The organism is Winogradskyella costae, from assembly GCF_013403865.1.
Taxonomy (GTDB): Bacteria; Bacteroidota; Bacteroidia; order Flavobacteriales; family Flavobacteriaceae; genus Winogradskyella; species Winogradskyella costae.
Map to the genome: position 1 here is coordinate 1,143,851 of NZ_JABFDK010000001.1, position 21,149 is coordinate 1,164,999.

At 33.8% G+C, this 21,149-nt stretch carries 19 protein-coding genes and 1 tRNA gene; 13 read left to right on the plus strand and 7 right to left on the minus strand.

What is annotated here, in order from left to right; genetic code table 11:
• Positions 1–23: 23 nt before the first annotated feature.
• The 8 genes from HM986_RS04875 (at position 24) to HM986_RS04910 (ending at position 7,993) form a co-directional block, all read left to right on the plus strand.
• A complete protein-coding gene (locus HM986_RS04875; RefSeq protein ID WP_179333933.1) occupies positions 24–1,967 on the plus strand; it encodes a thiamine pyrophosphate-binding protein in 1,944 nt (647 codons plus the stop codon).
• 27 nt (positions 1,968–1,994) lie between these two features.
• The gene (locus HM986_RS04880) at positions 1,995–2,372 is read left to right on the plus strand and encodes a DoxX family protein (RefSeq protein ID WP_179333934.1); all 378 of its coding nucleotides are present in this window, start codon (positions 1,995–1,997) and stop codon (positions 2,370–2,372) included.
• A gap of 273 nt (positions 2,373–2,645) precedes the next feature.
• On the plus strand, positions 2,646–3,887 hold the full coding sequence (locus HM986_RS04885) for a cation:proton antiporter (protein ID WP_179333935.1): 1,242 nt from the start codon (positions 2,646–2,648) through the stop codon (positions 3,885–3,887).
• Between the two features lie 173 nt (positions 3,888–4,060).
• Complete coding sequence (locus tag HM986_RS04890; protein WP_179333936.1) at positions 4,061–4,447, plus strand: DoxX family protein; 387 nt, start codon at positions 4,061–4,063, stop codon at positions 4,445–4,447.
• 10 nt (positions 4,448–4,457) lie between these two features.
• Positions 4,458–6,203 (plus strand): thiamine pyrophosphate-dependent enzyme, encoded by a 1,746-nt coding sequence (locus HM986_RS04895; RefSeq protein ID WP_179333937.1) that lies wholly within the window; start codon positions 4,458–4,460, stop codon positions 6,201–6,203.
• 17 nt (positions 6,204–6,220) lie between these two features.
• Positions 6,221–6,655 (plus strand): DUF6789 family protein, encoded by a 435-nt coding sequence (locus HM986_RS04900; RefSeq protein ID WP_179333938.1) that lies wholly within the window; start codon positions 6,221–6,223, stop codon positions 6,653–6,655.
• A gap of 459 nt (positions 6,656–7,114) precedes the next feature.
• On the plus strand, positions 7,115–7,264 hold the full coding sequence (locus HM986_RS04905) for a hypothetical protein (protein ID WP_179333939.1): 150 nt from the start codon (positions 7,115–7,117) through the stop codon (positions 7,262–7,264).
• Between the two features lie 102 nt (positions 7,265–7,366).
• Positions 7,367–7,993 (plus strand): Pycsar system effector family protein, encoded by a 627-nt coding sequence (locus tag HM986_RS04910; RefSeq protein WP_179333940.1) that lies wholly within the window; start codon positions 7,367–7,369, stop codon positions 7,991–7,993.
• An 84-nt stretch (positions 7,994–8,077) separates the two neighbouring features.
• Here the strand turns inward: HM986_RS04910 and HM986_RS04915 are convergent.
• Positions 8,078–8,151 (minus strand) — tRNA-Ile (locus HM986_RS04915).
• Positions 8,152–8,232: 81 nt separating this feature from the next.
• On the minus strand, positions 8,233–8,637 hold the full coding sequence (mce, locus tag HM986_RS04920) for a methylmalonyl-CoA epimerase (RefSeq protein WP_179333941.1): 405 nt from the start codon (positions 8,635–8,637) through the stop codon (positions 8,233–8,235).
• Between the two features lie 148 nt (positions 8,638–8,785).
• Here mce and rbfA point away from each other — a divergent pair, with 148 nt between their 5' ends.
• Complete coding sequence (gene rbfA, locus HM986_RS04925; protein ID WP_020897400.1) at positions 8,786–9,184, plus strand: 30S ribosome-binding factor RbfA; 399 nt, start codon at positions 8,786–8,788, stop codon at positions 9,182–9,184.
• The gene (locus HM986_RS04930) at positions 9,185–10,387 is read left to right on the plus strand and encodes an ABC transporter permease (RefSeq protein ID WP_179333942.1); all 1,203 of its coding nucleotides are present in this window, start codon (positions 9,185–9,187) and stop codon (positions 10,385–10,387) included.
• A gap of 291 nt (positions 10,388–10,678) precedes the next feature.
• Here HM986_RS04930 and dusB read toward each other — a convergent pair whose 3' ends face one another.
• Positions 10,679–11,671 carry a tRNA dihydrouridine synthase DusB gene (dusB, locus tag HM986_RS04935; protein WP_179333943.1) on the minus strand — a complete coding sequence of 331 codons (993 nt, stop codon included), beginning with the start codon at positions 11,669–11,671 and terminating at the stop codon, positions 10,679–10,681.
• A 115-nt stretch (positions 11,672–11,786) separates the two neighbouring features.
• On the opposite strand from dusB, the gene HM986_RS04940 reads away from it, so the two are divergent.
• Positions 11,787–12,320, plus strand: coding sequence for a hypothetical protein (locus HM986_RS04940; protein ID WP_179333944.1), 534 nt, complete (start codon positions 11,787–11,789; stop codon positions 12,318–12,320).
• Between the two features lie 116 nt (positions 12,321–12,436).
• Here HM986_RS04940 and HM986_RS04945 read toward each other — a convergent pair whose 3' ends face one another.
• Positions 12,437–13,681: a M28 family peptidase gene (locus HM986_RS04945; RefSeq protein ID WP_179333945.1), complete on the minus strand. Its 1,245-nt coding sequence runs from the start codon at positions 13,679–13,681 to the stop codon at positions 12,437–12,439.
• A gap of 152 nt (positions 13,682–13,833) precedes the next feature.
• On the opposite strand from HM986_RS04945, the gene HM986_RS04950 reads away from it, so the two are divergent.
• Positions 13,834–14,937, plus strand: coding sequence for a TolB family protein (locus HM986_RS04950; protein WP_179333946.1), 1,104 nt, complete (start codon positions 13,834–13,836; stop codon positions 14,935–14,937).
• Here HM986_RS04950 and HM986_RS04955 read toward each other — a convergent pair.
• Positions 14,934–17,351, minus strand: coding sequence for a TonB-dependent receptor domain-containing protein (locus HM986_RS04955; RefSeq protein WP_179333947.1), 2,418 nt, complete (start codon positions 17,349–17,351; stop codon positions 14,934–14,936). The two genes, HM986_RS04950 and HM986_RS04955, sit on opposite strands and share 4 nt — an antisense overlap.
• A 149-nt stretch (positions 17,352–17,500) precedes the next feature.
• Between HM986_RS04955 and lepA the strand changes: the two genes are divergently transcribed.
• A complete protein-coding gene (lepA, locus tag HM986_RS04960) occupies positions 17,501–19,297 on the plus strand; it encodes a translation elongation factor 4 (RefSeq protein WP_179333948.1) in 1,797 nt (598 codons plus the stop codon).
• 65 nt (positions 19,298–19,362) lie between these two features.
• On the opposite strand, the gene HM986_RS04965 is transcribed toward lepA, so the two are convergent.
• Together HM986_RS04965 and HM986_RS04970 are read right to left on the minus strand one after the other, a co-directional pair.
• Positions 19,363–20,142 (minus strand): LytR/AlgR family response regulator transcription factor, encoded by a 780-nt coding sequence (locus HM986_RS04965; RefSeq protein WP_179333949.1) that lies wholly within the window; start codon positions 20,140–20,142, stop codon positions 19,363–19,365.
• A complete protein-coding gene (locus HM986_RS04970) occupies positions 20,132–21,142 on the minus strand; it encodes a sensor histidine kinase (RefSeq protein ID WP_179333950.1) in 1,011 nt (336 codons plus the stop codon). Before HM986_RS04970 ends, HM986_RS04965 begins: the two co-directional genes overlap by 11 nt.
• Positions 21,143–21,149 lie beyond the last annotated feature (7 nt).

A 21,149-nucleotide genomic window follows, 5' to 3' on the forward strand; every position in this document is an offset into this window, starting at 1 on the left:
GATCTAACTAAATCAATTTTATTATGAAAAAACAAAAATGGTATAAGGTTCTAGACGATAGAAAAATGCTTCCAGACGGTCGTGTACAAACAGTAACTGCTGGTCACCAAGGTATTTGTTTAACACATTATAAAGGAAAATTTTCAGCATTAGATAATAAATGTCCACATCAAGGAGGACCTCTAGGCGAAGGTTCTATTGAAAACGGCATGTTGCGCTGTCCTTGGCACGGTTGGGATTTTGACCCTTGCAACGGACAGTCACCTGGAGGGTTTGATGATGGAATTAAAAACTTTGAAGTAAAGGAAGAAGGAGAGGCTATTTACGTAGCGATTCCAGAAGAGGAGCCACACAAAGAAACGATCTCAGATGTAATGATGGAGACAATGGTGAATTGGGGAGTCGATACCGTTTTTGGAATGGTAGGTCATAGTAATCTAGCAGTAGCAGATGCTATGAGAAGGCAAGAGGAAAAAGGAAAACTACAATTTTTTGGAATTAGGCACGAAGGTGCAGCTGCATTTGCAGCATCTGGCTATGCTAAGTTAACTGGGAAGCCCGCAGCCTGCTTTGGTATCGCTGGTCCAGGTGCGACAAATATGTTTACAGGAATGTGGGATGCAAAGGTTGACAGAGCACCACTCTTAGCACTTTCAGGACAAATTAATACGCAAGTAGTAGGAACAGGCGCTTTTCAAGAAGTAGACTTAGTAAAAGCTTTTGATAATGTTACCCAATTTAATCACGCGGTGCATTTAAACTCTAACCATAGTGAATTGATGTCTCTTGCAATTAAAACTGCTTTAATAAAAAGAGATGTGGTTCATTTAACATTTCCAGATGAGGTAGCCTTTACTGAAAAACCAGAAAATGCAAAAGCACAAACACCAGAAAATAGAATCACACCTTTCAATATTTCACCTCCAAAAGAGATGGTTGATGAGGCAGTGAATTTATTAAACAAAGCCAAACGCCCTGTCATTATTGTAGGTCACGGCGCCCGTTTTCAAATGGATGCTATAATCGCTTACGCCGAATTATTAAACTGCCCAATTATTACAACATTTAAAGGAAAAGGATTAATAGCAGATAATCACCCTTTAGGCTGTGGTGTACTAGGAAGAAGCGGAACACCAATAGCTTCTTGGTTTATGAATGAAAGTGATTTATTGTTAGTTTTTGGCGCATCCTTCTCTAACCATACAGGTATAACACCCAAAAAACCAATCATTCAAGTTGATTTTGATCCAATGGCGTTAAGCAAGCACCATAAAGTTGATGTTGCACTTTGGGGTGAAATTTCAGAAACGCTTAAGGTAATTATAGCGCAAACAAAGCATACGATTAATACTACAAACCAACGTATAGAAATTGAAGAAAGATGGTCCCTTTGGAAAGAAGAAAAAGTGAGTAGACTGAAAGATTGTGGTGATGGACTAAGTTCAATTTCTGTGTTTGATGCAATGAATAAAATTACACCTAAAGATGCAGTTATCGCTGTAGATGTAGGAAACAATACCTATTCCTTCGGAAGATATTTTGAGCCTACAAGTCAATCCATATTAATGTCTGGATATTTAGGATCTATTGGTTTCGCTTTGCCTGCGGCAATGGGTGCCTGGGCAGCAGAAGGTAATAAAAGACCTATTTGGTCTGTTTCTGGAGATGCTGGATTAGGTCAGTATTTAGCTGAAATAAATACGCTCGTAAAATACAATATGAATATTAAACACATTGTACTTAATAATTCTGAACTAGGAAAAATTTCAAAAGAGCAACGTGCAGCAGAAGTTGACGTGTGGCAGACATCACTAACCAATCCAAGCTTTGCAAAATATGCAGAAAATTGTGGTGCTTTAGGAATTCGTGTAGAAAAGCTGGAAGATTTAATACCAGCAATGAAAAAACTCAATGAACATAATGGACCTGCACTTTTAGAGGTCATTACAGATGTAAATTTAATTTAAGAATAAAACATATTAAACAAACTAAAAATGAAAACAATGAATAAAGCAAGTAATTTAATAGCCGCTGCGCTTATGCTATTTTTTGCAATTCCAAAATTAGTAGGAATTGAAAAAAGCGTCAAAGGATTTGAACAGTTTAAATCGTTAGTACCGATAGATCCAGATATTTTTAGAGTGTTTACAGGTAGCGTGGAACTCGTAATTGCGATTCTTCTCATCATATATACTATTAAGAACACAAATAACTTAGGGAAATTGGCCTATTTTTTATTATTGGCAACAATGATTGGCGGTTTAGCAATGGAGTTCTTTGCAAGACCAGAACCAGTAATGATGCTTGTTGTTATTGCAGTACTTCTTTCTGTACTTTCTATATATAAACTCAAAATATTAGCCAAAAAGTAGTATAATATTCAAAGTAGAATACAGCACTTTTAAAATGAAAGTGTTATAATTTAAACAATAGATAGATACAGTAAATAAGGTTAATGCGGAATTGCAAATAGTTAATCTCCCTTTTAAATATTTGTAATTTTCTCTTAACGCCTATTCATTTTATGTTAAGTGATTTTAACTCTGCTTATGTTGCAGTTATAAATTAACATCATAGGCAATTTTACCTTGCCATTGTTATCGGTGTTTTTGTTGGGAAATATATTAATACAAAATCAAAATAACATGTTCGAATCTTTCAGTATTGTATTTACAATCGCAGCACTTTTTAACTACATCAATTATAAGTGGTTAAAACTTCCAACAACTATTGGGTTGATGATTTTAAGCTTACTCTTAATCATTCCTATAATGTTAAGCGAATCTGTTTTTCCAGAATTTTATAGATTCTTTTGTGATATTATTGTTAACGCCGATTTTAAAACACTATTACTCAATGGTATTTTAAGTTTTTTATTGTTCGCAGGTGCACTGCATGTTAACCTCGCCGCACTCGAAAAAGAGAAAAAATCAATTTTGTTGTTTGCAACGTTAGGTGTTCTCATATCTACATTTATAGTTGGTGGTTTAGTATTTTTTGCCGCACAATGGATTGGTTTAGAATTGCCTTTTCTGCACGCACTTTTATTTGGTGCTTTAATTTCACCTACCGATCCAATTGCCGTGATGGCTATTTTAAAAGAAGCAAATATTGCTGAAAGTTTAGGTATAAAAATAGAAGGAGAATCCTTGTTCAATGATGGTATTGGTGTTGTTGTTTTTTCTGGTATATTATTAATTGCTACTGCAACAGGCGAACACAGTTCAACTGAAATAGGAACAGAAATAGGCACATTATTTCTAGAAGAAGCAGTAGGCGGATTACTTTACGGATTACTCATCGGTTTTCTTGGCTTAAAATGCATTCAATCATTAAAAGAAAACCCACAGTTAGCAGTAATGATCACACTTGCTGTAGTTATGGGAGGAACGGCAGGCGCATTTATGCTGCATATATCGGCACCGTTAGCGATGGTTGTTGCCGGTTTATTAATAGGAAACAAAATCCACGTCAATGAAGATAAAAACGCTGTACAAAAAGCCATCAATTCTTTTTGGGAAATTTTAGATGATGTTTTTAACGGTATCTTATTCGTACTTATCGGATTGGCTATTCATTTGCTAAAATTTGACCTCACACATTTGCTATTGGGTGTTCTTACTATTGTCATTGTATTGGTAGCCCGTTTTATTTCTGTTTTACTTCCTTATTCACTTCTAAAACACAACGCAGAGAAGCCAATAAAAACAGTCGCTGTATTAACATGGGGAGGATTACGTGGCGGAATATCAATTGCCCTTGCCTTAAGCTTATCAAATGATCTATCGAGCGAGCTGATTTTATATATTACTTATGTAGTCGTCTTATTTTCAATAATTATACAAGGCTTAAGCATAGGAGCATTTGTAAAGAAATTGTATCGATAGAGATGCTGTTTAAATCATTTAACGAGGACAATGCAATACAGCTCTTTTCTTTCTGATATGCGTCAATAAGATGAGTTACTAAACATTACATTGATTTGAATTGATTTGATATAATTTTAAACAAATCAATTCTATAAAATTTATTAGATAATCTAACAGTAAAAAGTCGCATTATGGAACTAATAGATGTCACCTTCTTAAGCCCTGTAGCGCTTTTATTACTTCGAATTAGTGTTGGAGTGGTGTTTTTTAGTAGCGGCAAGAGCCACGCAACCAATCCTAAAGAACGTGGAGAAAGTATGGGAATGCCCGCGCCGGCCGCTATGGCAGTGGGCATCGTAGAAATGCTTGCTGCTGCCTCAATTATTTTAGGGATTTTCACGCAAGTGGGCGCCTTATTAATTATGTTGATAATGCTTGGAGCCATTTATAAGAAAATTTTTGAGTGGAAAACAGGATTTTACGCTAAAAAAGGCTTTGGTTGGCATTATGACATTATATTTTTTATAGCAGCCTTTATAATATTAACTACAAATGGTGGCTTATTTACCATTTATTAAAAAAAAAACTATGTCTAAAAACGTATCAGAACAATTATTGGAAATACTCACAGCAACAGGAGTTAAAAATATCTATGGTGTTACGGGTGATGCCCTCAACTTTTTTGTAAAAGCTATCGAAAAAACGGATGACGTTAATTGGATTGGCTTTAAGCATGAAGGCAACGCATCATTTGCAGCGTTTGGAGATAGTGAATCTACAGGTTCGCTTGCTGTCTGTGCCGGAACAGTAGGGCCTGGAGCCTTACATCTAATTAATGGACTTTATAATGCTAAAAAAGCACGAACACCAGTAATCGCTATTACAGGACAAGTTCCCCAAATACAACAGGGGACAAATTATTTTCAAGAGGTCGATCTTACAAAAGTATATGATGATGTTTGTGATTATCAAGCTATTATTAAAACACCAGAAATGGCACCACGTGTCATTTTACGTGCTATTCAGATTGCGGTTTCCCGGAAAACAGTTTGCCGAATTGAGCTTCCTGCAGATGTTGCTGGAATGGAAGCAGAAAACGAACAAATGTTGCGTCCTATTTATAATTCTGATGCTATTTTAATGCCTGGTAACGACTCCATCAAGAAAGCCGTAGAAGCCATTAATAATGCCAAGACGGTTGCTATTCTTGCAGGTCATGGTTGCAGAGAAGCCAGAAGCGAAATCCTTGAACTTTCTAGAAAATTAAAAGCGCCCATTACACATACGCTAAAAGCAACCGACATATTTGACCACGATACAGAAAATACGGTTGGACTTACAGGACTAATTGGGAACCCAACGGGCTATAATGCGGTGATGAAATGTGATTTGTTGCTCATGCTCGCTACTGATTTTCCGTACACTGATTTTTTACCTCACGATACAGAGACTATTCAGGTTGACATAAGAGAAGAAAATATAGGAAATAGAACAAGTGTAAACATTGGTGTACACAGTGATGTAAATACTTTTGTGAAAGCAATAACTCCATTAGTTGAAGAAAAAACTGATGACCAATTCCTTTCAACATTAAACGAAAAATTCACCAAATGGAAAAAAAGTAAATTAGAGGAAGCTTCGCCAGACCGCGATAACGAACCGTTACATCCACAAATATTTACACGTTATATTAATGAATATGCTTCAGACGATGCCATTTTTACTGTTGAAACAGGCACCTCGGCCATTTGGGCTGCACACCATATTTCATTTCATACCAATAGAAGAATTATGGGCTCATTTAATCATGGCTCTATGGCTGTCGGACTTCCTGCAGCTATGGGAGCATCAATGGCCAATCCTGGTAGAGAAGTATGGTGTATCTCTGGAGATGGAGCGTTCAATATGGCAATGCAAGATTTTATTACGGCTGTAAGATATAATCTTCCTGTTAAAATCCTTATTCTCAATAATTCTCAGTTAAGTTTTGTGAAATTGGAAATGGAAGAAGTTGGACTCGCACCTGCTTTGGATGCTTTAGAGCAGCAGAATGTCAATTTTGCAGACTACGCTCGTTTGTGCGGTGGTGAAGGCGTCCGAGTAGAAAAAGCTAAAGACATAGAAAATGCCATAAAGATCGCAAAAGTAAGTACCAAGCCATTTATTATTGATGCAGTTGTAAGTAGTGGAGACTTATCTCTACCACCACATATCGGACTGAAGGAAGCTGTTGGCTTTGGAACTTCAAAATTAAAAGAAGTTAGCCAAATCATTTCTGGAGATGCTGACCAATGGGACAACCTTAAAAAAGAACTCAAGGCCTTTTTCGATTAATATTTTAAACTAAAATTATGAATAACAAATTTTTACGAAGTGTTGTTGCCGGAATAGTAGCAACAATAGCAATGAGCGCTATGATGATGATAGCAGCACAACTAGGAATGCCTAAAATGGAACCTCCAAAAATGTTAGCGACAACAATGGGCGCTTCGGTCGCCATCGGTTGGATTATGCATTTTATGATTGGAATTATTTTTGCCTTAATATATAGTTTTATTATCAAAGACTGGCTAACGAAAATCACTTCAAGTTTAGGAAAAGGGGTTGTATTTGGAATAATTGCCTTTGTCATGGCTCAAATTAGTATGGGTCTAATGATGCAAATATTCCCTACAATGCCAACTCCTTCTGGTAATATGATAGTGATCCTAATGGGAGGTTTAATAGGGCATATTCTTTTCGGAATTGTAGTTGCTGCAATAGTGAATAAGAAAATTACGTCATAATCATACATAGATGACAGATTGGTGTTTACAAATCCAAAGTAAAAATAATTTGAGGCTTTAATAAATAGGGTAGAATCGGTTCCCACACTTAATTTTCTCTACCCTAATTTTATAATCCCTTCACCTTTATTTAAGGACTAGTTTGTACTTTTTTATCATAGCCATTTTGCAGAAAACACCTATCATATTGTTACAAAAGTCGTGAAGGCATTGTATCCAGAACTGAAATCACCAGATAGCATCAGCGCACTTGAGCATTAGAATGGTAGTTGATTGATTTGCGTTTAGTCAATTAGGAAGAAGTGGTGACACAGCAAGCTCTTTTGATGAGTTTATAGCAACGATGTGCAGTAAAGAAAAGTTAGAAAAGCATCGCGATGAATTAGCTCATAACAGTGCTAAAAATGTTGATTTTCTTTATTTACTTTTTATTGAATGGAAAGGTGCTTATCCAAAAAAATGATTACAAATATTGCAGATAAAGTAGTTCTGCAGTTTGAAAAGGATAAGGAAATTAGGTTTGAATCATTCAATATCACTTTTACTAAAGTCATTGTACCCTATTTCTGTTTTACTTACTTATTAATTCTAGAATTATACATCATATAACTGAGCAATTGTTATTTCTATTATTGATTAAGAATTAAGTAGTCGTAAATTTGTAAAAAGACCATACTTTTAAATATGGTCTAATTTATAAAACATCCAACTATGGGAGATAAATCAAAAGTAAAGGCAGAGGATAAATATTTAATGGAAGAATTAGATATTGATAAAGACTCCTTAAAACAATTAAAAAAGAAATTGGCGAAAGTTGCACCAAGGTCTGAAAGAGGAGTAGAAACATTATTTAGATTGTTATCTAAAAATCAGTATACTCTGAACACAATGATAGATACAAAATCTAATATTTTAATATCCATAAACGCTTTAATTTTATCATTAATTCTAGGTACGGTAATGAGTCAATTAAGTACAGATCCTCATCTAATCTTTCCCGTAGTAATGATATTGTTCACGAATCTAGCTTCAATCGCATTTGCGATTTTTGCAACACGCCCAGAATTAGTGCATGGAAAAAGTGAGACGAAAAACTTAATGTTTTACGGCAACTTTCATGATATGGAAGAAGATGAGTACGTAAATAACATTACCAATTTAATGAATGAAGGCGATGAGTTATATAAAACCATTGCAACAGACACTTACCATTTAGGGAAAACAATAGATCGTAAATTCAAATTACTTCGAAAGTCGTTTAATGTTTTTTTAATTGGTATTATTTTATCCGTAATCGCATTTATAGGGTGTCATGTGTTTTTTGGAGGGATGATTTAATTTTTAAGCAAAGCCTTTACGCTCTATAATCATTTATAATCCATAAAAAAAGCCCTACATCTCTGTAAGGCTTGGTTTTACTAGTGGTCCCACTTGGGCTCGAACCAAGGACCACCTGATTATGAGTCAGGTGCTCTAACCAACTGAGCTATGGGACCAATTAACATTGCTGTTAATCTTTACTCTTATTTAAAAGAGTCTGCAATATTACTACATATTTTAAAACTGTCAAAGAATTTTTACTCCTTTATGTCTTGACAAAGCTCAATTAAAACTCCATTAGTGGATTTTGGGTGTAAAAAAGCAATTAATTTATTATCGGCACCTTTTTTTGGTTGCTTATGAATCATGGTAAAACCTTCTTTCGTTAAACGCTCTATTTCTTGCTCAATATCATCAACCGCAAAAGCAATATGATGCATGCCTTCTCCTTTTTTCTCAATGAATTTTGCAATCGGACTATCCTCATTAGTAGCCTGAAGCAATTCAATTTTATTAGGACCACATTTAAAAAATGAAGTTTTTACCCCTTCACTTTCAACATCTTCTATCTTATAATGGTCTTCGCCAAATAAGGCTTTAAAAAGTGAATTTGATTTTTCTAAATCCTTTACTGCGATTCCGATATGTTCTATTTTTTTCATGAATAATTTTTTTTTCGTTCCCTTAAAAAAAGGAAATATCCGTTTCAGTTTTCGCAAAAGCGAACATCTCATTAATTATTTACACTCAAAAATAAGATAATCCTTAAATAACCTCTACTTTTGCAGATGATTAGTTATAATAATCATCATGGAAGAATTTACACAAAGACAGAAAAAAATAGGAGGCATCCTCCAACAAGATTTAGCAGAAGTATTACAAAAAGCGGCTACTGATGGTGGTTTGCGAGGTGTTATTATCTCAGTAAGTAAAGTAAATGTCACTACAGATCTCTCTGTAGCAAAGGTTTATCTTAGTATTTTTCCTAATAAAGAAGCAAAGCCTTTACTCGAAGGTATTACATCTAATAAGCCTCTTATTAGGCACGAGTTGGCGCAACGTACACGTCACCAACTAAGGCGTATGCCTCAATTAGAATTTTTTATTGATGACTCTTTAGAATATATTGATGGTATTGAGCGTTCCTTAAAAGGAGAAGATAATCCTTTAGAAAATCCTGATTTACTAGGTAAGCGTAAAAAATCTTAAGTGAATTTTCCTTTATATATAGCAAAACGTTATCTGTTTTCTAAAAGCAGTAATAATGCTATTAATATAATGACTTTAATTGCTTCTGGTGGAGTTATTATTGCTTCAGCGGCGCTTTTTATTGTCTTATCTGTATTTGCCGGATTAAAAGATTATAGTCTTAATTTTTCTACTTTTATAGATCCAGATTTGAAATTGATACCTTCGGAAGGTAAATCGTTTCAATGGTCTGAAAATGATTATACTTCCCTTTTAAAAATTGAAGGTATTGTAGCATCTTCCGAAATTATTGAAGAACGTATTTTTATTAAATCTGAAAATAAAAATCTTATCGCCACCCTAAAAGGTGTAGATAAAAACTACCAAAATGTTACGAGTATTGACTCAATGGTAACTAAAGGAAATTGGATTACTCCTAATACTAATGAAGTTGTTTCTGGTTGGGGAATATCTAATAATCTGTCTTTTGGTGTTCTAAATTATTTAAAGCCACTGTCCTTTTATGTTCCCAAGGTTGGAAAAGGCCAAGCCACCTCTATTCAAGGGTATTATAATTCAGTCTATGTAAATAACGTTGGTCTATTTGATATCAACGAGCAATACAATAATAATTATGTTTTTTCAGATATTGAACTGGCAAAACAATTACTTAGTTATAAAGAGAACCAACGAAGTTCTATTGAGATTAAATTGAATCCTGAGGCTAATGAAGATTTTATTAGGTCTCAAATTAAAACTGTCTTCGGAGATAAATTCAATATAAAAAATAGAGCAGAATTAAATGATGCGTTATTCAAAATGCTGAATACCGAAAACCTTGCCATTTACCTCATCTTTACCTTAGTCATTATCATTGCATTATTCAATGTTATTGGTGCAATTATAATGATGATTCTAGACAAGAAGAAATCACTCAATACCTTATATTATTTAGGAACGGAAACCAAAACTATTAAATCTATTTTCTTTTTACAAGGTAGTTTAATGACGATAGTCAGTGGACTTATTGGAGTGACTCTTGGATTACTTATTGTATTTACACAACAGTCTTTTGAGTTTGTAATGCTAACTCCAGATTTAGCGTATCCTGTTCGTATTAACTTTTTTAATGTCCTAATTGTATTAGTCACCATTTTTGGATTAGGAATTGTGGCTTCTAAAATTGCCTCTCAGCGAATTACTCCTAGCCTGATAAATAGCTAAATTAGTTTAGGATTTATACTTACCTATTCACCTAATTTGTGTCTTTGCGACTTAACAATTATCACGCAGAGTTACACGGAGATTGCACAGAGAAAAATAAGTATACCACTTTCAATAATGAACACTAATAGATTCATCGTGATTTACGTCTTTGCGACGGCGCGAGAATTATGACTACACTGAGCATCGCAGAGTTGACACAGAGATCCGCAAAGAAAAAAAAGATAGTAGATAATAACTAGAGTTCCCTTTTTTGGAATTTAGTTTTTGTGGCTTGGTGCTTAAGCTTTGTTAAACAAACTGATAATCAGAAAACACATCCAATACCTCATCAAAAGCTGCAAATACGTCTTTAGAATCATCGCTAGTCACCATTTTCATTCGGTATTCTTTAAAATGTGGAATGCCTCTAAAGTAGTTAGTGTAATGTCTTCTAGTTTCAAAAACACCTAAGGTTTCTCCTTTCCAATCTATGGCCATTTGAAGATGACGTCTGGCAGCATCCACACGTTCAGCCAATGAGATTGGTCCTAAATGTTCACCAGTTTCAAAAAAGTGCTTGACTTGTTTAAAAAACCATGGATTACCTATAGATGCGCGTCCAATCATAGCACCATCTAATCCATAAGAATCGCGCATTAACATCGCTTTTTCAGGTGTATCGATGTCTCCATTTCCAAATACAGGAATATGCATACGTGGATTATTCTTCACCGCAGCAATAGGTTTCCAATCGGCATCACCTTTATACATTTGTGCCCTTGTTCTACCATGAATAGATATAGCCTTACAGCCTACATCTTGTAAACGTTCTGCAACCTCTACAATTTTAATAGAATCGTGGTCCCAACCTAGTCTAGTTTTCACAGTGACTGGCAAATTAGTACGCTTTACCATTTCGGCAGTCAATTGCTCCATTAAACAGATATCTTTTAAGATACCTGCTCCTGCGCCTTTTGATACGACTTTTTTAACCGGACAACCAAAATTGATATCAATAATATCTGGATTCGATTTTTCAACGATATCAATAGTTTGCAACATACTTTCCATATTGGCACCAAAAATTTGGATACCAACAGGCCGTTCTTTTTCGTAAATATCTAATTTCATAACGCTTTTTGCTGCATTACGAATTAAACCTTCACTAGAAACAAACTCTGTATACACCACATCTGCTCCCTGCTCCTTGCAAAGTGCTCTAAATGGAGGATCGCTGACGTCTTCCATAGGTGCTAAAAGCAATGGAAAGTCTGGTAATTCTATGTCGCCTATTTTAACCAAGAGTTATGATTTTAGTGCAAAATTAAGGATTTTATTAGTCATTATTTATTGTTTCCTAAAATATACCTTAAACGCTTTAAATCTTAATGCTGTATCTTTAAATCAAAATTTTAACATGAAAAAGAACCTATGTATAGCTTTTGTAATGCTCATTGCACTTTCAAGTTGTGATGCAATTGATGAGTTAACCAAATTTGATTTAGATTATGAAATTAATTTTTCTATCCCACCAACAACAATTATTAACATTCCATTTGATCTTATTACACCAGATATTACAACAAATTCTGACGCTTCATTTGAAAGTAATAACACACGAGAAAATTTAATAGAGAGTATAAAACTGAAACAACTAAGACTTACACTCAATGCTCCTGATGATGGTAATTTTAATTTTTTAAAGGAAGTCCATGTTTATATTGAAGCAGAAGGCATTGATGAAGTTGAAATTGCAAATGTTTATGATTTGGAAAACAATGATTTAAGCACTTTAGAATTAGATGTTTTGGATGAAGAATTGAAGGAGTTTATTAAAAAAGATAATTATAACCTACGTGTTACTACCATCACCGACGAGACCATTAACGAAACTCACGATATTACAGTAAGCACAATATTTAGAGTAGATGCCGAAATATTTGGTATTTAATTTCTGTTTATATTAATGTCATATTGTACTTTACAGTATAGAAAAGCCTCTACATAATGTAAAGGCTTTTCTATATTTAATAACGAACTACTGGTCTTTAATTAAATAGCGTGCCGCTAAAACTGCACCTTAGTGTCAATGGTTTCTTCTCCACGTTTTACGGTAATATCAGCTTTATCACCATTATCAAAAACAGATAAGGCGCGCATATAACTCATCATATCTGTAATAGTGCTATCTCCTAATTTAAGAACGACATCACCTTTTTGTAAACCAGCAGCGTATGCAGGGGTATCTTCTCGCGTACCATCGATTCGCATGCCTTTTCCATCGTATAAATAATCTGGTACAACTCCCAGTCCGACTTTAAAACGTGGTGTTTCTTCACTTTCATTCTTTGTCTTACGAAACGCTAATTCTCCATTATCATCCAAATCGTTAATAATATCGTAGATGTAATCTGAAATTAAATTCATGCCGTCATAATTCAATTTATCCGAATCATCACCTGGTTTGTGGTAATCTTCATGCTGACCCGTAAAGAAATGTAATACAGGAATGTCTATTAAGTAAAAAGATGTGTGATCGCTAGGCCCTACTCCACTTTCGTTTTCTACAATTTTGAATTTATCATTATTAGACTTCAAAGTTTGCTTAAACATCGGAGACGTTCCTGTGCCATAAACAGCCAAAGTGCTATCCGCTTTCATTCTACCAACCATATCCATATTAATCATATAGTTAATAGATGCAGCATCAATAGTTGGGTTTTTAGAAAAGTAATTAGAGCCTAATAAGCCCATTTCTTCCCCTGAAAATGCCATGAATAAATAATTGTTTGTGTCTTTAATTTCAGCCTGGTCATTTTTTACTTTTAATCGACTAGCCAAATTCAACATTACCGCAACTCCACTTGCATTATCATCTGCTCCATTATGTATTGCTTTTTCTTCACCGCGAAATAAAGATCCTTCTCCACCATAACCTAAATGATCGTAATGTGCACCAATAACAATTGTAGTTTTAGCATTATTGTCTATAAAGCCAATAACATTATGTCCTGTAATTGTACTATCTGCATTCGTTGTAAATTCTACTTCACTATGCGGATCTGTTTTAGGCTTAAAAGAAAAGGATTGCAAATACCCCTCCGTTCCTTTTGGTTGTACTCCAATAGCTTTAAAACGCTCTATAAGATATTCTGAAGCTAAGACTTCTCCTTGTGTTCCGGTTTGGCGACCTTCTAGTTTATCATCAGCTAAATATGCAACATCGTCTTTAATATTATTTTCAGCAACTTTAGGTTCGTTTTTACAAGATATAAATCCCGCTATTGCTAATAAAATTAGTGCTTTTTTCATTTCGAATTCTATTTTTTGATTTATTCGAGAAGCTTGTTTTGCCAACTACCACTGAATCACATATCAGCGATATTTCGTGGCTTATTTCATCTATAAATCTTACTTTTGCACAAAATTAGGTAATAAAAGCCACTTATTATAATTCTTTAATTATGAACAGAATCGTCTCAATTTTAATTCTACTCGTTACATTTTCGTCTTGTAAAAACGATACTAACAACACCACTGAAGCGACTTCTGGTGCGACTAAAAAATACGATTCTTTAATCTACCCTGAAGAAGTACATTTTAAGTCTCTAAGACAAGTCACTTATGGTGGAGATAATGCGGAAGCGTATTGGAGTTTTGATGACAAACAATTGGTTTTTCAATCTAATAATACAAAATGGGGAGTTGAATGTGACCAAATGTTCATCATGGATGCGAACCAAACGTTTACAGATAGTATTGCTCCTCCTATGGTGAGTACAGGAAAAGGTAGAACAACCTGCTCGTATTTTATGCCAGATAACAAACATATTATTTACGCTTCTACGCATCTTGGAGACGAAGCTTGCCCTGATACTCCACTTAGAAAAAACGGAAAGTATATTTGGCCAATCTATGATACCTTTGATATTTTTGTTGCGGATTTAGAAGGTAATATTGTAAAACAATTGACGAATGAAGTCGGTTATGATGCTGAACCAACCGTATCTCCAAAAGGTGATAAAATTGTATTTACATCAACTAGAAGTGGTGATTTAGAATTATATACTATGAATATTGATGGCACCGATGTAAAGCAAATTACTAACGAATTAGGTTACGATGGTGGAGCGTTCTTTTCACCAGATGGGACGAAATTAATCTTTCGCTCATCACGTCCAAAAACAGAAGAAGAGATTAAAGAATATAAAGATTTATTGGCTGAAGGCTTAGTTCAACCAACGGAGATGGAATTGTATATCTGTAATGCAGATGGTTCTGATTTACGTCAATTAACGGATTTAGGCAACGCGAATTGGAGTCCGTTTTTTCATCCTTCTGGTGAGAAAATTTTATTCTCTTCTAATTTTGAATCTGAACGTGGTTTTCCTTTCAACTTATACTTAATTGATATTGATGGAAAGAATTTAAAACGTGTAACGCATAGCACAACTTTTGATGCGTTCCCTGTGTTTTCGAATGACGGTAAGTATTTAGTATTTTCTTCTAATCGTAATAATGGTGGTGGACGTGATACTAATTTGTTTATCGCAGAATGGCAAGATTAGTTTAAATCTTTAAGCCTTTCGCGCTCTTCAGCACTTGTAGTACGCTCATTAGTATTAAGCTTTGTGTTACCAAATTTATATCGGAAGCCTAACTTAATATATCTACTATCTAGATCTACAAAACCAGAGCTAGACTGGTTTAAATAACGTGTTGACGTTTCATAGTTTTGTAGATTAAAGAAATCTTCAACAGCTAGAGAAATAACACCTTTTTTCTTAAAAACAGTTTTTGATAGACTCAACTCTGAAACCAATCGGTCTTCAACGGTTTGAAATTGTTGTAAATTTTTACCAATCCAAGTAAATGTTAGACTAGCATGTAAGCTTTGGTCTTCTAAAAATGCGAAACTATTATGTAAAATACTATAATTAGACCATTGATCTTGTGTTACAAAGCCTTCCCCAAAATTAGATTCTTCGGAAATATTATAAAAGGAGGTTACAGCATAGAGATTCCAAGTACTGGTTGGATAATAATCAAAAACAAAATCGAATCCATATTCCACTTTTTTATCCAAATTTATTGGTGTAAAAGCGACTTCATTCGTTTGATTATTTTGGCGAGGTAATTCTACAATATCACCATCATAATTCATATAATACGCTTCCACAGTAAAGTGCTCTAGAAAATTACTTCCTATTTTATAATGATCTCTATACGTCGGCACTAAATTAGGATTACCCAACACAACGGTGTTCTCGTTTAAGAAAAATGTAAATGGATTTAAGTCCGTATAACTCGGCCTTGTTATACTGCGTTTATATGTTGCATATATGTTCGCCTCTTTTAAAAGCTGATGCGATAAACTGGCATTAGGAAACCAACCAAAATAATCTTGAGTATTTCTTTCTGTTAAGGATAAAGAGTTACCTTCAATATGACTTTGCTCTACTCTAAGGCCAAGATTTAATTCCCATTTGTCCCAAGATTTAGCATAGTTAGAATAGGCTGCAAACACTTCTTCATCATATCTAAACGCATCTGTGTTATTAACGTCTATAACTTCTGAGTTTCCGACAATATCTAATTTTGTAATGTCACTATCAGTATTGACATTAGAATATTTTACTCCGGCACCAAAACTAGAAGTCTCATTAATTGGTAAGCTATAGTCTATTTTACCTGTTATAATATTTGTTTTCTGATTAGAGATTGAGTTAAACTCAGAATCTCCACTAAACAGATTATTAACATCAAAATTATTAGTGAATACATTTTGGTCGCGACTATAATCGTAAATGGTATAATGTGCATTAAATGTCAAGTTGGCGCTATTTTCAAAATCGCGTCTAAAAATTAAATCGGTACCAATATTGTACTTGTTATCTCTAGATAAATTATCTGCCGTAAACCGCTCTTGAAAAACTAAATTTTCATCCGTAATAGTCGTGTTATTTTTTATTTGATACTTATAATAAGGAGTGTATAAACCCGTACTTGTTAAACTCAACGTATTTTTATCATCAATATAATAATCAAAATTAAGATTAAGATTATGTGTTTCTGACCAGGTATTTCTATTGATATTAGATTTCCAGATTTCCTCAATATTTCTTGAGTCATCTAAAAAATTCACGGTATCGTCTTGGTCTCTATTGATTTTATTCTTAGTATAACTGTAATTAAGATTAAGGTTGAATTTATTGTTTTTAAAATAATGACTCGTTCCTCCGTTATATCTAGGAAAAACTCCTTGTGTATAATTTGTAAACACACTACCTCTATAACCTGTTACTATATTTCTACTCATTATAATATTAATCACAGCACCAGAATCTGCATCATAGCTTGCAGGCGGATTTGTTATCACCTCAACGGATTTAATACTATTTGCTGGCGCACTTTCCAATAGCGCAATGAGTTCATCGGAAGTTAATTGTACGCGTCTATTATTAATATAAACGATTGCTGGTGTACTTTTAATATTAATAGTGCCTTCTGAAACTATAATGCCCGGTGTATTTTTTAAGACGCTAAGTGTAGAACCTTCTATTAATGCTGTATTCTCTACATTAAAAATTAAGCGATCTGGCTTACGTGTTATAGTTGGTTTTTTGGCTATAACAGTGACTTCATTTAAATTTTCGGGAATATCGTTTAGTTGAATGGTTTTTAAATCTAAATCTCCTGTTAGGATGATTTTTTGTTGAAACTCTTCAAAACCTAAGTAGCTTATTTTGAGGTAAAATGTTGTTTCTGATAAATTAATTAAACTAAAGAATCCATTATCGTCGGTTGAAGTACCTTTTAAATAATCACCTTCAACTTCGGTTAAAATAACAACATTTGCAAACTCAATGGGATTGCTATCAGCATCAACAACACGACCGGTAACAGAATAATCCTGAGCAAATACCACAGAAGAAAGCATACATGTACATATACAAAAACAGAGGCGCAAAGGTGTTATCATAAAATTGTTTGATTGCAAGGTATAAATTGTTTTTCAAATAATACTGTGGTTTTTCCGTAATTAGTCCTGTTTTTATTGTTCAATTTGATACGTCAATGCACAAGAAATCAATTATATTTGCCAATTACTTATTGCCTTAGAAAAGAGACATGAAAAATATTCGTAATTTTTGCATTATTGCACATATTGACCACGGTAAAAGCACTCTAGCAGACCGTTTATTAGATGCTACAGGTTCTGTAACTGCCCGCGAACAACAAGCTCAGCTTTTAGATAGTATGGACTTGGAACGTGAGCGTGGTATTACTATTAAGTCCCACGCTATTCAAATGGATTATATGTATGAAGGCGAAAAATATGTACTTAACCTTATCGATACTCCTGGACACGTAGATTTTTCTTATGAAGTATCGCGATCGATTGCTGCTTGTGAAGGCGCTTTATTAATTGTAGATGCCGCTCAGAGTATACAGGCTCAAACTATCTCTAACTTATACTTAGCCTTAGAGAATGATTTAGAGATTATTCCTGTGCTAAACAAAGTAGATTTACCAAGTGCAAACCCAGAAGAAGTTACTGATGATATCGTTGATCTTTTAGGTTGTGATCCTGAAGAAGTCATTCATGCCAGTGGAAAAACAGGTTTTGGTGTTGAGAATATCTTGAAAGCTATTATTGAACGTATTCCGGCTCCAAAAGGAGATGTTAATGCCCCTTTACAAGCTTTAATTTTCGATTCTGTTTATAATACGTTTAGAGGTATTGAAACCTATTTTAGAGTTTTTGATGGTGAAATTAAAAAAGGTCAGAAAATTAAATTCGTAGCTACGGACAAAGAATATTTCGCAGATGAAGTTGGTACCTTAAAACTAACTCAAGTTGCCAAACAAAGCGTAAAAGCTGGTGATGTTGGGTATTTAATTACGGGTATTAAAACGGCAAAAGAAGTTAAAGTTGGTGATACCATTACAGATTTCGCCAATCCAACAACTAATATTGTTGAAGGTTTTGAAGACGTAAAACCAATGGTTTTTGCAGGTATTTACCCTGTAGACACTGAAGATTACGAAGAGTTGAGAAACTCTATGGAAAAGCTACAACTTAATGATGCATCCTTGGTATTTCAACCAGAAAGTTCTGCCGCGTTAGGTTTTGGTTTCCGCTGTGGATTCTTAGGCATGCTTCACATGGAAATTATCCAAGAACGTTTAGAGCGTGAGTTTGATATGACGGTTATTACAACCGTGCCTAACGTATCTTATCATGCTTACACAAACAAAAACCCAGATGAGGCTTTTATTGTTAATAATCCAAGTGACTTACCAGAGCCAACAACTGTAAATCGTGTTGAAGAGCCGTTTATTAAGGCCACCATTATTACAAAATCTGATTTTGTAGGTAACGTAATGAGCCTGTGTATTGAAAAACGAGGTATGATTGTTAATCAAACCTATTTAACCACAGAACGTGTAGAGTTGATTTTTGAAATGCCATTAGCAGAAATTGTTTTCGATTTTTATGATCGTTTAAAAACGGTTTCTAAAGGTTATGCTTCTTTCGATTATTCACCAATTGGTATGAAAGTATCAAAATTAGTACGTTTAGATGTGTTATTAAATGCACAGCCTGTTGATGCACTTTCTGCATTAATTCACGCGGATAACGCGCACCACATTGGTAAAAAAATGTGTGAGAAGTTGAAAGAATTAATTCCACGTCAACAATTTGATATTCCTATTCAAGCAGCTATTGGAGCAAAAATCATTGCCAGAGAAACTGTAAAGGCCTTACGTAAAGATGTAACTGCAAAATGTTATGGTGGTGATATTTCTCGTAAACGTAAGTTACTTGAAAAGCAGAAAAAAGGAAAGAAACGTATGAGACAAGTTGGTAATGTTGAAATTCCACAACAAGCTTTTATGGCTGTTTTAAAATTAAACGACTAAACGAATTCCTGCGAAAGCAAATGTTATTTATATCATCAGAAATCCCTTTTTTTAAAGGGATTTTTTTATTCCTCAAGCCACTTTCTAAACTCTGCTGTTGTAGAAGAACTCGTCATTACAGTCTCTTTTAAGCCCGTCATTTTAATAAGTAATCGGTTTTTAAAATGGCTTTCTATATTCTCAATAAAATCGATATGAACCAGTTCGCTTCTATTAATTTTAAAATATTTTTTAGGGTTTAATTGACTGTAAATAGTACTTATATTTTGTGAAATGGTATGTCTTTTACCTTCATAATCTGTGGCGATACAAAAATCTCCAGATGCTTCTACAACACTAATATCAGCCGCATTTAACAACTGAATTCCTTTGGTTTTTTTAATAACAAAACGCTTTTTATAATTGGTGTTTTCCTCTTTTAAAGCCAACTTTAAAGTATCTAGTGTTGAATGATTTAAAGCGTTATAATCGCCTTGTTGGAATAAGGCTTGGTATTTTTCTATAGCTTTATTAAAATCTGTTTGTGTGTAGGGTTTTAAAATATAAGCAATGCCATTAGTGTTAAAGGCTTCAAACAAATAATCATCATGTGCGGAACAGAAAATAATAGGTGAATCTATAGAAACACTATTAAACAAATCGAAAGATATACCATCTAATAATTGAATATCTGACAATATAAAATCGTAGGTTTTTTCATTTAATAATAGTTTTCCCTCACTAATAGAGCGCGCCCAATCGTGCTTTATACCTTCAGAAAAAAATGTTTGTAAACACCCTATAAGTTTTTGATACGCTGGGATTTCGTCTTCCAAAATTAAGATGTTAATGGTTTTATTTTTCATCACTTAATTTAATAATAGGAATTATAATTTTATAGCTCTTAGCTGTATCACTGATTTGAATTTGTTTATCGCTTAGTAATTGATACCTCTGTTTTAAGTTTATTAATCCTGTTCCTAAAGACTCCGGATTGATTCCTGTGCTTGTATTCGTATTTGTTACTGTTATCCAATCTTCGGCTATTAAAATGGTCGTTTCAATCGTATTTCCATCTATCATTTTATTATGCTTTACCACATTCTCTAAGAGTGTTTGTAATGCTCCTGTTGGAATAAATTTATCGTTTAAACTCGTATTATTAACAATATTGAAACGGTAATCATTAGCAAAGCGTGTTTCAATTAAGAATACATAATTTTCAGCAAAATTAACTTCTTTAGACAATTCCATGACCTCAGCATCTTTTGTTTTAATTAAATACCTATAAATTAAAGACAATCGATTTATATACTCTTTTGCGCTTGTTGGATTGCTATCTATTAAAGCATCTAACGTATTTAAATTGTTAAATAAAAAATGTGGATCTAATTGAGAACGCAGTAGTTTAAGTTCGTTTTCTTTCTGCTGTTTTTCTATTTTTAAAAATTCATTTTGCCCTTCGTAAAACTTTTTAGTTAATAATAGTGCAAAAGGAAAAGCTGTTTGAAAAGTTCCTCTATCGATCATATTTATAACAAAATCTAATCCTTTTGGGTAATTATTCCAATCATTTTGCCCAGACCAGAATCCTATAGTATACTCTATTCCTGTGATAACAATTAAAATTATAAGCCCCAAAAAAGCAAAAAGGAAATACTTCTTTTCTTTTACAAATTTTGGAATTAACCAAAACACAAATAAAAAGATTACACTACAAATAGCAATTAAATCGGCTGGAAAATCTAAAAGGTATTCTCTTAATAACGCACCTCTTTCATAATATGCCTTTCCTTGAATTAAATAAGACACAACAAAATAAACGGCTAATACTAATAGATCTGATTTATTAAGTTTGTTATTCATTTTAATG